At 39.5% G+C, this 13094-nt stretch carries 13 protein-coding genes, 1 tRNA gene and 1 pseudogene; 8 read left to right on the top strand and 7 right to left on the bottom strand.

Annotated features, from left to right (window positions below):
* The first annotated feature begins 18 nt into the window (after positions 1 to 18).
* The 6 genes and pseudogenes from rpsB (at position 19) to WH214_RS04575 (ending at position 4354) form a co-directional block, all read left to right on the top strand.
* The gene (rpsB, locus tag WH214_RS04550) at positions 19 to 768 is read left to right on the top strand and encodes a 30S ribosomal protein S2 (protein WP_004982536.1); all 750 of its coding nucleotides are present in this window, start codon (positions 19 to 21) and stop codon (positions 766 to 768) included.
* Between the two features lie 141 nt (positions 769 to 909).
* Positions 910 to 1785, top strand: coding sequence for a translation elongation factor Ts (tsf, locus tag WH214_RS04555; RefSeq protein WP_004695824.1), 876 nt, complete (start codon positions 910 to 912; stop codon positions 1783 to 1785).
* A gap of 82 nt (positions 1786 to 1867) precedes the next feature.
* Positions 1868 to 2362: pseudogene (locus WH214_RS04560) on the top strand (DUF3465 domain-containing protein).
* Between the two features lie 67 nt (positions 2363 to 2429).
* Positions 2430 to 3263: an AraC family transcriptional regulator gene (locus WH214_RS04565; RefSeq protein ID WP_078426468.1), complete on the top strand. Its 834-nt coding sequence runs from the start codon at positions 2430 to 2432 to the stop codon at positions 3261 to 3263.
* 68 nt (positions 3264 to 3331) lie between these two features.
* Positions 3332 to 4033: an AzlC family ABC transporter permease gene (locus WH214_RS04570; protein WP_339422387.1), complete on the top strand. Its 702-nt coding sequence runs from the start codon at positions 3332 to 3334 to the stop codon at positions 4031 to 4033.
* Between the two features lie 3 nt (positions 4034 to 4036).
* On the top strand, positions 4037 to 4354 hold the full coding sequence (locus tag WH214_RS04575) for an AzlD domain-containing protein (RefSeq protein WP_005400515.1): 318 nt from the start codon (positions 4037 to 4039) through the stop codon (positions 4352 to 4354).
* Between the two features lie 647 nt (positions 4355 to 5001).
* Here the strand turns inward: WH214_RS04575 and WH214_RS04580 are convergent.
* The 6 genes from WH214_RS04580 to WH214_RS04605 all read right to left on the bottom strand — a co-directional run bounded on the left by WH214_RS04580 (position 5002) and on the right by WH214_RS04605 (position 10554).
* A complete protein-coding gene (locus WH214_RS04580; protein WP_004695839.1) occupies positions 5002 to 5610 on the bottom strand; it encodes a septal ring lytic transglycosylase RlpA family protein in 609 nt (202 codons plus the stop codon).
* A 287-nt stretch (positions 5611 to 5897) separates the two neighbouring features.
* A complete protein-coding gene (gene mltB, locus WH214_RS04585; RefSeq protein ID WP_339422388.1) occupies positions 5898 to 6899 on the bottom strand; it encodes a lytic murein transglycosylase B in 1002 nt (333 codons plus the stop codon).
* A 459-nt stretch (positions 6900 to 7358) separates the two neighbouring features.
* Positions 7359 to 8009 (bottom strand): hypothetical protein, encoded by a 651-nt coding sequence (locus WH214_RS04590; RefSeq protein WP_234304686.1) that lies wholly within the window; start codon positions 8007 to 8009, stop codon positions 7359 to 7361.
* A gap of 27 nt (positions 8010 to 8036) precedes the next feature.
* The gene (queF, locus tag WH214_RS04595) at positions 8037 to 8849 is read right to left on the bottom strand and encodes an NADPH-dependent 7-cyano-7-deazaguanine reductase QueF (protein WP_339422389.1); all 813 of its coding nucleotides are present in this window, start codon (positions 8847 to 8849) and stop codon (positions 8037 to 8039) included.
* The gene (locus WH214_RS04600; RefSeq protein ID WP_004982514.1) at positions 8849 to 9622 is read right to left on the bottom strand and encodes an ABC transporter permease; all 774 of its coding nucleotides are present in this window, start codon (positions 9620 to 9622) and stop codon (positions 8849 to 8851) included. Before WH214_RS04600 ends, queF begins: the two co-directional genes overlap by 1 nt.
* A complete protein-coding gene (locus WH214_RS04605; protein ID WP_004695849.1) occupies positions 9619 to 10554 on the bottom strand; it encodes an ABC transporter ATP-binding protein in 936 nt (311 codons plus the stop codon). Before WH214_RS04605 ends, WH214_RS04600 begins: the two co-directional genes overlap by 4 nt.
* A gap of 178 nt (positions 10555 to 10732) precedes the next feature.
* Here WH214_RS04605 and WH214_RS04610 point away from each other — a divergent pair.
* Both WH214_RS04610 and WH214_RS04615 read left to right on the top strand, forming a co-directional pair.
* Positions 10733 to 10808, top strand: a tRNA-Arg gene (locus tag WH214_RS04610).
* Between the two features lie 668 nt (positions 10809 to 11476).
* Positions 11477 to 12466: a tyrosine-protein phosphatase gene (locus tag WH214_RS04615; protein WP_339422390.1), complete on the top strand. Its 990-nt coding sequence runs from the start codon at positions 11477 to 11479 to the stop codon at positions 12464 to 12466.
* A gap of 159 nt (positions 12467 to 12625) precedes the next feature.
* On the opposite strand, the gene WH214_RS04620 is transcribed toward WH214_RS04615, so the two are convergent.
* Positions 12626 to 13093 carry a molybdenum cofactor biosynthesis protein MoaE gene (locus WH214_RS04620; RefSeq protein WP_339422391.1) on the bottom strand — a complete coding sequence of 156 codons (468 nt, stop codon included), beginning with the start codon at positions 13091 to 13093 and terminating at the stop codon, positions 12626 to 12628.
* Position 13094: the final 1 nt, after the last annotated feature.

The following is a 13094-nucleotide window of genomic DNA, read 5'->3' on the forward strand; positions in this document are numbered from 1 at the left end:
AACTTTAAGGTAAAGAAAATGGCAGATTACAACGTAAGCATGCGCGACCTTCTTCAAGCAGGCGCACACTTCGGTCACCAAACACGTTTCTGGAACCCAAAGATGCGTCAATACATCTTTGGTGCGCGTAACAAAATTCACATCATCAACCTTGAGCACACTGTTCCTGCGTTAAATGATGCTTTGAACTTTGTTAACAACCTTGCTAGCAAAAAGAATAAAGTATTGTTTGTTGGTACGAAACGTGCTGCTTCTAACATCATCCGTGAACAAGCACAACGTGCTGGTCAACCATATGTTGATCACCGTTGGTTAGGTGGTATGTTGACGAACTGGAAAACACTTCGCCAATCTATCAACCGTCTTAAAGACCTTCAAACTCAATCTCAAGATGGTACTTTCGCTAAGCTTACTAAACGTGAAGCTTTAGAGCGTACTCGTGAGATGGAAAAACTTGAACGCGCTTTAGGCGGCGTTAAGAACATGGGTGGTTTACCTGACGCATTATTCGTAATCGACGTTGATCACGAAGCAATTGCAATTAAAGAAGCTAAAAACCTTGGTATTCCTGTAATCGGTATCGTTGATACAAACTCTAACCCAGACAACGTAGACTACGTTATTCCGGGTAATGACGATGCGATCCGTGCAGTTACTTTGTATGCTTCTGCTATGGCTGATGCGATTCTTGCTGGTAAAGAATATGCTCAATCACAAGCAAATGCACAAGCTAAAGTTGAAGAAGCTAAAGAAGCTCCTGAGGCTTAATGCGTTTGACGTAAGCTTGTCATTTTTGCGACATGTGATGGTGGCAAAGTAAGCGTCATGTATGCAGACGGCCCAAGAGACAGCTCTGGGCCGTTTCTGTTCTAAAAAGAATTCATTTTATACCGTATTTAGGAGATTGACATGACTGCAGTTACAGCAAGCATGGTTAAAGAATTGCGCGATCGTACTGGTCTTGCAATGATGGAATGTAAAAAAGCATTAACAGAAGCGAATGGTGACATCGAATTAGCGATTGATAACCTTCGTAAATCTGGTCAAGCTAAAGCGGCTAAAAAAGCGGGTAACATTGCAGCTGACGGTGCGATTACTATCGCTCAAGACGGTAACAAAGCGCTTCTTTTAGAAGTAAACTGCCAAACTGACTTCGTTGCTAAAGACGAAAACTTTGCTGGTTTCTCTGCTCAAGTTGCTGCTGCTGCGTTAGCTGCTGGCGAAACTGATGCTGCTAAAATTGCTGAATTGAAACTTGAAGATGGTGCAACTGTAGAAGAAGCGCGTATTGCTCTTGTTCAAAAAATCGGTGAAAACATCCAAGTTCGTCGTGCTCAAATCATTGAAGGCGAAAACCTTGCAGTTTACAAACACGGTTTGAAAATCGGTGTTGTTGTATCTTACACAGGCGATGCTGCGACTGGTAAAGGTATTGCAATGCACGTTGCTGCATTCAACCCAGTTGCTATCTCTGCTGAAGGTGTATCTGCTGAACTTATCGCTAAAGAGAAAGAAATTGCTGAAGCTAAAGCAATCGAATCTGGTAAGCCTGCAAACATCGTTGAGAAAATGGTCACTGGTTCAGTTGAGAAATACTTGAACGAAGTTGCTCTTGATCGTCAAATGTACGTAATCGACAACGACAAGAAAGTTGCTGACGTTCTTAAAGCAACTGGTACTACAGTTGTTCAATTTGCTCGCTTTGAAGTGGGTGAAGGTATTGAGAAAAAAGCTGAACTTTCTTTCGCTGAAGAAGTTGCTGCTGCTCAAGCTGCTGCAAAATAATTGAAAAATTATTTTGAGTAAAAAAAGCCCCTTTGGGGCTTTTTTTATACAATTAATAAAAATAAAACGGGGAAGTAGATAAGTGGCCAACAAAACCAACCTGAGTATTGGTGCGGTGATCGTACTTTTGATTGCTGCGTATTTCGGAATCGATCTTCAAGAAAATCAATTACAAACATCGACACCATCAGCCGCGGTAGAACCCACTACACAGACCAGTCAACCGCAAAATCAGGTACTTGATGGCGCAGCAAAAATTGCCCAAGCATTTCAAAGCCGTAAAAGTAATATTCAGGTTCAATCACAAGGGCGTGTTGTGGCTGTGCTTAAAGATGATAATGACGGTTCTCGTCATCAAAAATTTATTGTAGAACTTCCTAATGCAATGACGGTTTTGATTGCACATAATATTGATTTGGCGCCACGTATTGAACGCTTACAAAAAGGGGATACCGTTGGCTTCAATGGTTAATACGAATATAGTGAAAAAGGCGGGGTGATCCACTGGACACATCACGATCCACAACAGCGCCATGAAGGTGGTTGGTTAAAACACCAAGGAAAAACCTATCAGTAGTAGAGCAATTTTGTTCTATACGTTTTGCTGAATCGCAGTATGCTGAGTGTTCAGGAGAGGCCAACTCATGCACGAAATCAGACCCAGTGAATTTGTAAATTACCATCATGTTCAAGAACTTGATGGTCTTGAAATGTTAAAAGCCTCCTATCAACATACGCAGTTTTCAAAACATACCCATGAAGGCTACTGTATTGGTTTAATTGATGAAGGTGCGCAGTCTTTTTTACGCACAGGAAATCAGCATATTGCGCCGCAAGGCGATATTATTTTAGTGAATGCTGATGAGGTACATACGGGTTCTTCTGCTGTTGAAACTGGTTGGTGTTATCGGGCAATTTATCCGACTCCTGAAATGATCCAAGAGGTGAGTCAAGATTTTTTTCATGAAGCAGGCACTATGCCGTGGTTTCCGCAAGCTGTGGTTCATGATGAAGGACTAGCCGAACAATTGAATTTGCTATTCGATTTGTTATTACAGCCGAAAAATACACTGTTTAAGCAGAGTTTATATATTTCAACTTTGGCTTATTTATTAAGCCGTTATAATCAATCTAAGAAAATATTAAAAGACTTACCCGAAGCACAGCGTAAAGTGGTCTTGGTACAAGAACTACTTGCTGCGGAACCTGAAAGAGAGCATCAACTGGCCGAGCTCGCCGCTGTCGTCGGGATGAGCCCATGGCATTTATTACGTCAATTTAAAAAGTTTACTGGACTTCCACCTCATGCATGGTTGGTACAGTTTCGATTACGTAAATCTTTATATTTACTTAAACAAGGCTGCGAGATTGCGACAGTCGCACAACTCTGTGGTTTCTCTGATCAAAGCCATTACACTCGTCATTTTAAAAAGTCTTTGGGTTGTACGCCTGCGCAATATCTGGCACATAAAATTTAAAATAACAGCAATTTCATACAAGAAAGCCATCTAAGGTATGCAGCATATTGACTCTAGCGAATTGAAAAATGGAGTCTGCTGTGCAGTCGCAATTGATCCAACAGAAAAGTTTAGGTTTTTTCCGTGGCGTGCAAGATATGTTGCCACTTTCAGTCGCGGTTATTCCATGGGGAATATTGGCAGGCTCAGCAGCGATTAATGCGGGTCTAAGTGTTATGCAAGCTATAGGCATGTCAGCGTTAGTATTTGCAGGTGCGGCACAATTAGTCAGTTTGAGCATGCTCATGACGGGTGCATCTTTACTGAGTATTCTGATCACCGTGTTTTTCCTCACCAGTCAGCACTTTATTTATGCACTGAGTTTAAGAGAAGAGGTGAAGCCGTGGTCACTCAAAAGAAGATTGAGCATCGGTTTTTTACTGACCGATGAACTCTACGCCACCGCGATGCTGAAGGAAAAACCATCTTATGCCTATATGTTGGGTGCAGGATTTAGCTTTTATGTCAGTTGGGTGCTGTTTAGTTTAATGGGTATTTTACTTGCGAATATTGTGCCTGATCTTTCAAATCTCCACTTAGAGTTTTCAATTGTGGTGGTGTTCTTGGTTATGGCGATGATGCTGATTCAAAATAAGGCCGCAATTTATGGCGTGGTGAGTTCATCGATCATGGTGCTGATTTTAAGTTGGTTAGAACTCGGATCAGCTATTTTGCTGGCTGGATTTAGTGGGATGTGGGTTGCTGCGCGCTTTGATCGAGCGGAGGACTAAAACATGACCTGGTTATTTGTTTTGAGTCTGACCTGTGTGACCTTTTTTAATCGGTATTTATTTTTAGAGCCTAAAACTCAAATTCGACTGCCTAAATTTGCGACACGCATGCTGAAATATGCCGCGCCTTGTCTGATGGTTTCGATTTGTTTGCCACTGGTTTTTTTCGAAGGCGGGCACTGGAAAGGGATACTTCAAAATAGTTATTTTTATGGGGCAATTTTTACGCTGTTCATCACTCTTTTGACGAGAAAATTATTGCTCAGTATTTTGCTGAGTTTAGGATTTTTTTATGGTCTGAATCTATTATTCGATTTCTAGCATTTCATCAGCAAATAGGCCCATAAAATACCGAAAAAAGGATAAAAAAGTGTGCGAGCCCGATCTTTTTCATTGCTTTTAAATTTGTGTTGCTCTAAATGCTCACCATTTGCGATTTTTTCTATGTCTATCAAATTGGCGTAGCTTTGATTGGGGAACTAAAAAAGTTGAAAATAGAGCAAATGAGGCGGGGTTTGAGAACTTTGAAGAAAGAAGATGTTTTTCTTTTGAGTTTTGGTCCATACAATTGGCTCAATTATACAAAAACAAGCAGGGTAATAGTGAGTCCAATATCGTAAAAATGGCGCTTAATTTACTAGGTAATTCATAAAATCATTTTAATTTGAAGAATGGATAAAACTAGAGTTCAGGGTAGGTAGAAAATTGGCTTTGATCAGATAGGAATGAGCCAAGAAAACACTTATTTCAATATAGTCTTCCAACACTGCAAAAAAATTGTGAGCGCATTCACTTCAAAAAATCGGATCGATTAGATTTTGCATCTTATTCAAACTAAGCATCTGGGAGGGATCAAATGATGGAGATCGAGCTGTTTACGATTGTGTAAAACATTAGGCAAAGATAGGGCAATAAAAAAGCCACATTACTGTGGCTTTACTGTCAAATGCGTGTTGTAAGGACGAGTCTTAAGAGTTTGGTCCATCAATACGTTCAATGCTGACTTTCGCAGTACCGGCATTGGTAATACCCAGTTGCTTAGCAGCGCCATAAGAAAGATCAAGCACGCGGTTACCGTGGAATGGGCCGCGGTCATTTACTTTAACCACAACACTTTTACCATTGGTTTTATTCGTTACACGAATAAAACAGTTTAGCGGCAAGCTACGGTGAGCTGCAGTTAATGCATTCATATCGAATGTTTCACCGCTTGCTGTTTTACGACCGTGGAATTGACGACCATACCAAGACGCCATGCCCGTTTGACTAAACTTACGGACTGTATTTGATGCAACAGTATTTAACTTTTCAATCACTGAAGGCTCTTCTTCAGGGATCTCAATTTTTGCAGCGATTGTTTCGCGACGAATTTTATCGCCTGAACGTTCAGTGATTGAAAGGCTATTTAAATTTGAGAAGTGTGAGTTGAAGCCTTGAGCATCTTTATTCAAGACACGCGCAGCTAGGCGAGAGTTATCATTATCATTGGTAAATGATGACTGAACCATCTCTGCTTGCGATTGGCTCAGCGCGATGGTCGAGGCAATGGCCAGTATATATTTAAGTGAAGACTGCATTTATAAACTCCAAAAGACAATACTTTTTTCTTTAAACTAAGTGGTTGAAAGATAAAAAAACTTGCCTGTTAATTCACTTTTGCAACAACATTTGACGAAATGGATAATATTCATGCAGTCATAAGCATGTCTAGTGTTTAATTAAAATAATGATAAAAACTACATAAACCGAACATTTTTTGATTAAAAAATAATCAATATTGTAACAAGGTATGAAAAATGCCGAAATTTACATCATTTTTAAACATTTTTTTATTGACATCTAGAAATTGAGTAAAAAACTAGCCTTATCGGCTAGCAATTTCAGCCCCTAATTGCCACACCGCAGTCGCATACATACGACTCTTGTTATAGGTCGTAATCACCTGAAAGTTAGGGTAAGTGATGTAATAACTTTGCCCATAATTTTCCTGTAGTTGGATCACATTCACCATATCTAAATCATCGATTTTGACAATCGGATTGGTCGGTTGAATGCCCTGATTTTTTAATACCCCATAAGGCGTCGGTAAAGTTAAATCTTTAGCAATGACTGATTCAGGATTTGAGCCACTATAGCGTGCTGCAAATCCAATCGGCTGATTACGTTGCCAGCCATGATTTGCTAAATAGTTGGCAATCGAGCCGATGGCATCGACAGCTGAATTGCGTAAATCGACATGACCATTGCCATCATAATCCACGCCAAACTTTGGAATGTTGCTTGGCATAAATTGTGGATAGCCAACTGCACCTGCATACGAACCTACAACCGAGTTGGTTGGCACGCCATCTTTATAGCTCCATGCAATTAAAGCACTGAGTTCATCTTGGAAATATTGTTTACGACGTTCGTAACCAAAACCTAAAGTTGCTAAAGCATCACGGGTGACAAAATTACCTTTGTTCGTCCCAAAACCTGTTTCTACCCCTAAAATGCCGAGAATGACTGATTGCGGTACACCAAATTGTTGTTCGGCGCGGTTTAAAGTATCTGCATATTGTGCTTTAAAACGGACACCACGTTGAATAGTGCTTTCTGCCATAAAGTTGGTTTTATATTCGTACCACGGTTTACTTTCACCAGGGCGGTTCATAATGTTGATGATGTTGGGTACATTTTTAGAACCATTCATCGCCCAATCAACTTGTTCAGCAGACAGACCATAATTTTGCATGGTTTTTTGTTTAAAGCTGTAATAGTCAGGATGAGAAGCGAAATCGTTGGCTTGGCAAAAACTGGTGATCGACAAAGCGCCAATCAATAAAGGTAAACGTTTAACTTTGTTATAAAAGTTTAAATTTAACATAGAAGTCTAATTTCCAGAGTCGTGATTGGCAGTGGAGTAAAGCGAATAGGGTAAAGCCCATAGTTCGCATTTCTGTTATGTCGAAATTCTTGTGAACGGAGTCTAGCGTGAATAGGCTTTAAGATAACATTGTCTGTACTGAAGCGGGCAAATAGGTATACAAAAAAAGACAAACTCAGCCTATATAAAGGACAGATTATTCAAAATGGTGCTGATTTTCAGGCAGATTATTTGCGTGACTATATAAGTCAAGTTTTACTGACTGATATAAAAAGTATTCCATATATAGAAGCAATTAAAATTGTAGTGTTTAGAGTCTAGTGACAATGACCAAAAGATCTGGTCTCAGCTTATATATGGACTTTATATAAAGAGCAAGAAATCACAGCTTAGAAACCAAAATGACCCTACACAAGTAGAGTCATTTTGATCTGAAAAGCCTCGAAAGACTTTTAGCACTTAAGCATGAAATAAGGTGTCGTGATATTCAGCTAAAGCTAAAAGTTCATCTTTGGTTAGATTGGGGATGATTTTATTGGCAGCAATATGCACTGCTTTAATGACAGCTGCAGAACCGATATCGGCCGCTTTACGCTTAATCATGCCCAAATCGAGGGTTTTATTAAAGTCATTCATGAAGTGGCGTACAGTCGCTTCAGCAAACTGTTTATACAGTTCAGTTAACGCGGCTTTATCTACTTCATTGCCTGCTTTAATTTCAGCATAGTTATATTTGAGGTTGGTCACTAAGCTTGCATCTAACGCTTCACCCACACGGAACTGACCTTCAGCATCTTTAAACAAGCTTTTTTCAGAAAACTGAATCGATGCTTGAACCACATCATTCGATGATTTGCCTAAAAGCTGCTTCAACAGAACCGCAACTGTTGACTTAATATAGCCAGCTAGTTTCTCGGCTGTGTCTCGTTTATCACTCGGTGGGAAACGACGAACTAACTCAGTCAAAATGGCATCAATAATTTCATCATTGATGAGTAGTGCTGTTTTATCTCGAAGTGGATATAAAGGTTCACTTGAGTCTTTCTTCTGCTGAGCAGTTTGAATAGTCTGTAAAAGTTCAGTCGATGGAATAAAACCAAAAAATGGCATCGTGTATTAACCTCAATGTTCTTTATTTTATTGTCGCGCCAATCGAATTGGGCGGGGCATCCATGACACATCTGACACACGACAAGGGTTAATGTCTAAACCACCACGACGTGTATAAGCTGCGTACACCATCAGCTTTTCAGGTTTCAAATTTTGCCAAATATCGGCAAATATTTGTTCCACACATTGTTCGTGAAAACCGTTGTGCTGACGATAAGAGATAATATAAGCCAGTATACTGTTATAACAAGGCTTTTTACCTTTATATCGGATAAATACCGTGCCCCAATCAGGTTGTCCAGTGACTGGACAGTTACTTCTGAGTAAATGCGAGTAAATCTGTACTTCAACATCTTCCGCAGCATCATCTAATGCCAACAGATTAGCATTGGGATGATTTTCCAATTGGGTCGGAATCAGTTCATCTATACAGATACCTTCAGGTTGATTAATTTCCACGTCATCGACATGGAAAAGATCAATATTCACATCTGCGCCAGCGGCTATAGATAAATCCTGCTCAACCGTTGCTTTAAATGCCGCTTTAGACTCAAACTGAGTAAAGTTCATGCTATTAAAGTAAAGCTTTAATGACTTTGACTCAATGAGGTTGGGCGAGGTGGCAGGCAGACTGATGCGACCAATGGCAACTTGCGGAACGCCATGGTGATTTAACCAAGAAATTTCAAAAACATGCCACCAGTCTTTACCTTGTTGAATACCTTCAACATGTGCATAGTGCTCACGTGCTGTGGCACGGGCAATAGGAAAAAGAATATCGGGTTGATAAGTTGTAGGGTAATTGGTGTCTTTACCCAAAAGAGAATGTTCTACACTCATTATTCACGCATTCCTGAACCACGAGAAAGTAAATAGTAAGCAATGCCATAAAGCACTGCACAGCATATGGTCATAACAGATAGGGAGACGACGACGTTAACATCGCTATGACCTAAGATACCGAAACGAAAAGCATTGACCATATACACAATCGGATTGATCAACGATAAATTTTGCCAAAAAGGGCTGAGTGCTGAAATGGCATAAAATACGCCACCTAAATAAGTTAAAGGCGTCAGCACAAAGGTTGGGATGATGGAGATATCATCAAAAGATTTCGCATACACCGCATTGATAAAACCACCCAGTGAAAATAAGAACGAGGTGACCAAGACGGTGTAAATCGTAACAAACCAATTGGTAATATAAAGGTCAGTAAAAAATAAACTCATGGCCGTCACAATGATACCAACCAAGACCCCACGACAGACTCCGCCTAAGACAAAGCCCCATAAAATGGCATGCAAAGGTACAGGACTCATGATCAGCTCTTCAATGCTTTTTTGAAATTTGGCACTAAAAAAGCTCGAAGAAACGTTAGCATAACTGTTGGTAATCACCGCCATCATAATCAGTCCAGGCACAATGAACTGCATATAGCTAAATCCGCCCATCTCACCAATACGAGAACCGACCAAATTGCCAAATATCACAAAGTACAAACTCATGGTAATGGCAGGTGGAAGCAAGGTTTGCGGCCAGATGCGCATAAAGCGGCGAATTTCTTTATGTACCAGAGTATATAAAGCTACGCTAAGTTGATTTAAGTTCATGGCGTAGTTCCTTCGAGATTTTTTTCGACCATCTTCACAAACAGTTCTTCTAAACGGTTGGATTTGTTCCGCATACTGCGGACTTGGATTCCTTGCGATTCGAGCAATTGAAATAAGTCATTGAGAGTATGTGCTCTATCCATAGTCACTTCTAAAGTCACGGCATCGACTAAATGGAAACGAACGCCAATGATGTCGATATGAATCGGTTCAATCGGTGCTGCCAAATCAAAAATAAAGGTTTCTTCATTGAGTTGATTGAGGAAATTTTTCATGCTGGTGTCTTCTTTAATGACACCACGGTCAATAATGGCAATTCGACGACACAGCATTTCTGCTTCTTCTAAATAATGTGTGGTTAAAATGATCGATGTGCCTTTATTGTTCATTTCTGTGAGGAAGTCCCACATCGAACGACGCAGCTCAATATCAACCCCAGCAGTGGGTTCATCTAAAATAAGGAGTTTCGGTTCATGCATCATGGCACGGGCAATCATCAGGCGACGTTTCATACCGCCTGAAAGCATACGGGCTTGAACACCGCGTTTTTCCCATAAGCCGAGTTTTTCTAAATATTCTTCGGCACGAACTTCCGCAATTTTTTTAGGAATACCATAATAGCCCGCTTGTGTGACTAAAATATCGAAGGTTTTTTCAAACTGACCGAAGTTAAACTCTTGAGGTACAACTCCTAAGCATTGTTTAGCTTGAGAGGGGTGTGTGTCGAGATTATGTCCAAAAATTTCGACAGTGCCTGAGGTTTTCTTGGTCAATGAGCTGATAATACCAATCGTTGTAGATTTGCCTGCACCATTTGGTCCAAGAAGGGCATAGAACTCGCCTTCAGGAACAGTTAAATCGATGCCTTTTAAAGCCTGAAACCCATTTTTATAGGTTTTGGACAAATCTCTTAACGTCAATGCATCAGTCATGAAATTCTCGAATGATTAATAGTGGCACTATTGTGAGCGATTATGCCTAATAAACCAAGTAATCTACTCGCAATTCTGTGTTGCAGATAGGGAACATTGTATAAAGCATAAGCAGGAAAATCACTCTAAGCTATATAGATGCTTTACCTTGTGATTTTTTTTGATATGATGTGCTCGCGCGCTCATAGCTCAACTGGATAGAGTACAGGTCTCCGAAGCCTGTGGCGTGGGTTCGAGTCCCGCTGAGCGCACCATTTTCTTATTGTATTCCTTCCGAAGTTATCTAAAATATATTAAAAATACAGTTTCAAGCTCTATTTTCATTTCACTCAAAGCTACCTTCGTTATATTTCTTGCAACAATTTAAATGTTTATTTTTCATTTATAAAAAGACTAGATATTTGAAATATATATAAGTTTTTTAAAATAATAACCACGACTCTGTTATCTTATATGAAGTAAATTGATCGAATTTATATAGAAGAAGTAATTGGTTTGAATCAGTTTTTGTACGCTTAAAGCTTAGAAAAGTTTATTTTCCAAGGCAAAATATTAAAAATTTAGTGCATGCGTTAGCATATGGAAGCTCGTGTATTTTTAGATATGGGGAAAATTTTAGTATCAATTGATGCAATCACATGAACTGCTAATGTGCTTAGTACTGGTCTAGCGATAACAAATCGTGTTCTGCGCAGCATTTGATTATCATAAAAAAATGACAAAATGATTAAAGTATTCTATCTGGTCACTTACGCGGGTTGATGTGTTTTAAATTGTGATTTATGTCGCGAATGTGATCTTATTCTGAGATAAATACTATAAAAATTAATATATTGGCTTTTGTTTTATTCTTGATTATTCATGTAAATGTAATGTGCTCTAACAATAATACGACTTCCGTAAATCAGATGTGTAAAAGACCATGGACGTCAGTACCAAACAAAGCCTTTTAGTTTCTTGTCTTAAAAAAAGTTTATTCGTCCCATTCCTTGTAGGAACGATTATCCTTACAGGATGTGGTGAGGAAAGTAGTTATTCGAACTCATCAAGCAATGCGAATAACTCTAATAACACCGTCGTTGATAATCCGGCAAATACTACGGATGATCCGAGTTTATATTTGGCAGATACGCCTAAAATTGAAACAGCAGATAACTTTCGTGATATTGCAGGAAATAGCATTTCAAGCAATTATGTCAATATTGATGGTTTGAAATTAAGACGAGGTGTGATTTATCGCTCGAATTATTTACCATTAAATGAAACAGACTTAGAAACCTTTAAAACATTGGAAATTAAGACCGTTTATGATTTGAGAACCAATTCTGAAAGAGAAAAAAGCCCAGACATTTTGAGTCCCGATACCAATATTATGATGGTGAATATTGCTGGTTCAAAAGAAAGTGATCTACCGAAAGGGATTGCGACAGCTGAAGATATGATCAATTTTTTTAATAGCTCAATGGCGAATATGGCTGCGCATGATAAAGGCACTCAATTACGTTTCGGAGTAGTGATTAATAGTTTAATTTATACTGATGGTGTTCAGCTTTATCATTGCACAGCAGGCAAGGATCGTACGGGATGGGTTACCGCTGTGATTCAGTTATTGGTCGGCATGAAGTATGATGATGTCTTACAAGATTATCTTTTAACAAATGCGTATACCGCAGACCGTGTCAATGCGACGTATCAATATATGGTCAGTACCCAAGGTGAAGCAGCCGCAAATATATATCGACCAGTTCTTGATGTGCGTGAAGAGTTCTTTAAAGCACAATTCGATGAAGTCATCAAAGTGTATGGCAGTATTGATAGTTATGCGACAGAAGGTTTGGGCTTATCGGATGAAGATATTGAAAAATTGAAAGAAAAGATGCTCGTCGGTTATAAGTCAAAAAGTGCTTCATAATATCAAGCCGTAATAACGCCATTCGAGTCCAAAGCTCAAAGTAGAAGAGGGCTTTGGGCTGATTGGAAAAACTAAACTTGATGATGTTGGTAAATGACTTCCCGTTATTTTCGTTTAAAGGGTTTCATTGGTTTTTAGCATCAATGGATGCAAGTATTTTTAGTGATGATGGTGTTGTTCATGCTTTTCATCATAGTCTTGGCGAATACAGCAGCCTGCAACATATTGGCTGCTTCCATCGGTATAAAACTCTTCTTTCCAAACGGGAACTTCATGTTTAACACGTTCAACCGCTTCTTCACAGGCCTGAAATGCTTCTCGGCGATGTGGAGCATATGCAATGGCAATAATAGCTTTATCGCCAATGTCTAATGTACCAATCCGATGTACAACCCGAACATAGCGAAGCGCATATTTTTCTTGTATCTCTTGTTCAATCGTTCTTATCATCTTTTCGGCAACAGGTGCATAAGATGTATATTTCAGTGCCTGAACCGCGCGTCCTTCATGATGGTTTCGAACCGTACCAATAAAAATACCTGTTCCACCGCACTCAGGAAATGCTTGAATGCTGTCAAAATCCTCTAAATTGAGAGCAGTATCTTGAATACGAGCAAACTCTAACATC

The organism is Acinetobacter sp. MYb191 (genome assembly GCF_037572605.1).
GTDB classification, from domain to species: domain Bacteria; phylum Pseudomonadota; class Gammaproteobacteria; order Pseudomonadales; family Moraxellaceae; genus Acinetobacter; species Acinetobacter johnsonii.

What these genes read in the sequence shown, in the direction of transcription:
- rpsB (WP_004982536.1), top strand. Translation starts at nt 19, where the DNA reads ATGGCAGATTACAACGTAAGCATGCGCGACCTTCTTCAAGCAGGCGCA.
- tsf (WP_004695824.1), top strand. Translation starts at nt 910, where the DNA reads ATGACTGCAGTTACAGCAAGCATGGTTAAAGAATTGCGCGATCGTACT.
- WH214_RS04565 (WP_078426468.1), top strand. Translation starts at nt 2,430, where the DNA reads ATGCACGAAATCAGACCCAGTGAATTTGTAAATTACCATCATGTTCAA.
- WH214_RS04570 (WP_339422387.1), top strand. Translation starts at nt 3,332, where the DNA reads ATGGAGTCTGCTGTGCAGTCGCAATTGATCCAACAGAAAAGTTTAGGT.
- WH214_RS04575 (WP_005400515.1), top strand. Translation starts at nt 4,037, where the DNA reads ATGACCTGGTTATTTGTTTTGAGTCTGACCTGTGTGACCTTTTTTAAT.
- WH214_RS04580 (WP_004695839.1), bottom strand. Translation starts at nt 5,610, where the DNA reads ATGCAGTCTTCACTTAAATATATACTGGCCATTGCCTCGACCATCGCG.
- mltB (WP_339422388.1), bottom strand. Translation starts at nt 6,899, where the DNA reads ATGTTAAATTTAAACTTTTATAACAAAGTTAAACGTTTACCTTTATTG.
- WH214_RS04590 (WP_234304686.1), bottom strand. Translation starts at nt 8,009, where the DNA reads ATGCCATTTTTTGGTTTTATTCCATCGACTGAACTTTTACAGACTATT.
- queF (WP_339422389.1), bottom strand. Translation starts at nt 8,849, where the DNA reads ATGAGTGTAGAACATTCTCTTTTGGGTAAAGACACCAATTACCCTACA.
- WH214_RS04600 (WP_004982514.1), bottom strand. Translation starts at nt 9,622, where the DNA reads ATGAACTTAAATCAACTTAGCGTAGCTTTATATACTCTGGTACATAAA.
- WH214_RS04605 (WP_004695849.1), bottom strand. Translation starts at nt 10,554, where the DNA reads ATGACTGATGCATTGACGTTAAGAGATTTGTCCAAAACCTATAAAAAT.
- WH214_RS04615 (WP_339422390.1), top strand. Translation starts at nt 11,477, where the DNA reads ATGGACGTCAGTACCAAACAAAGCCTTTTAGTTTCTTGTCTTAAAAAA.
- WH214_RS04620 (WP_339422391.1), bottom strand. Translation starts at nt 13,093, where the DNA reads ATGTTAGAGTTTGCTCGTATTCAAGATACTGCTCTCAATTTAGAGGAT.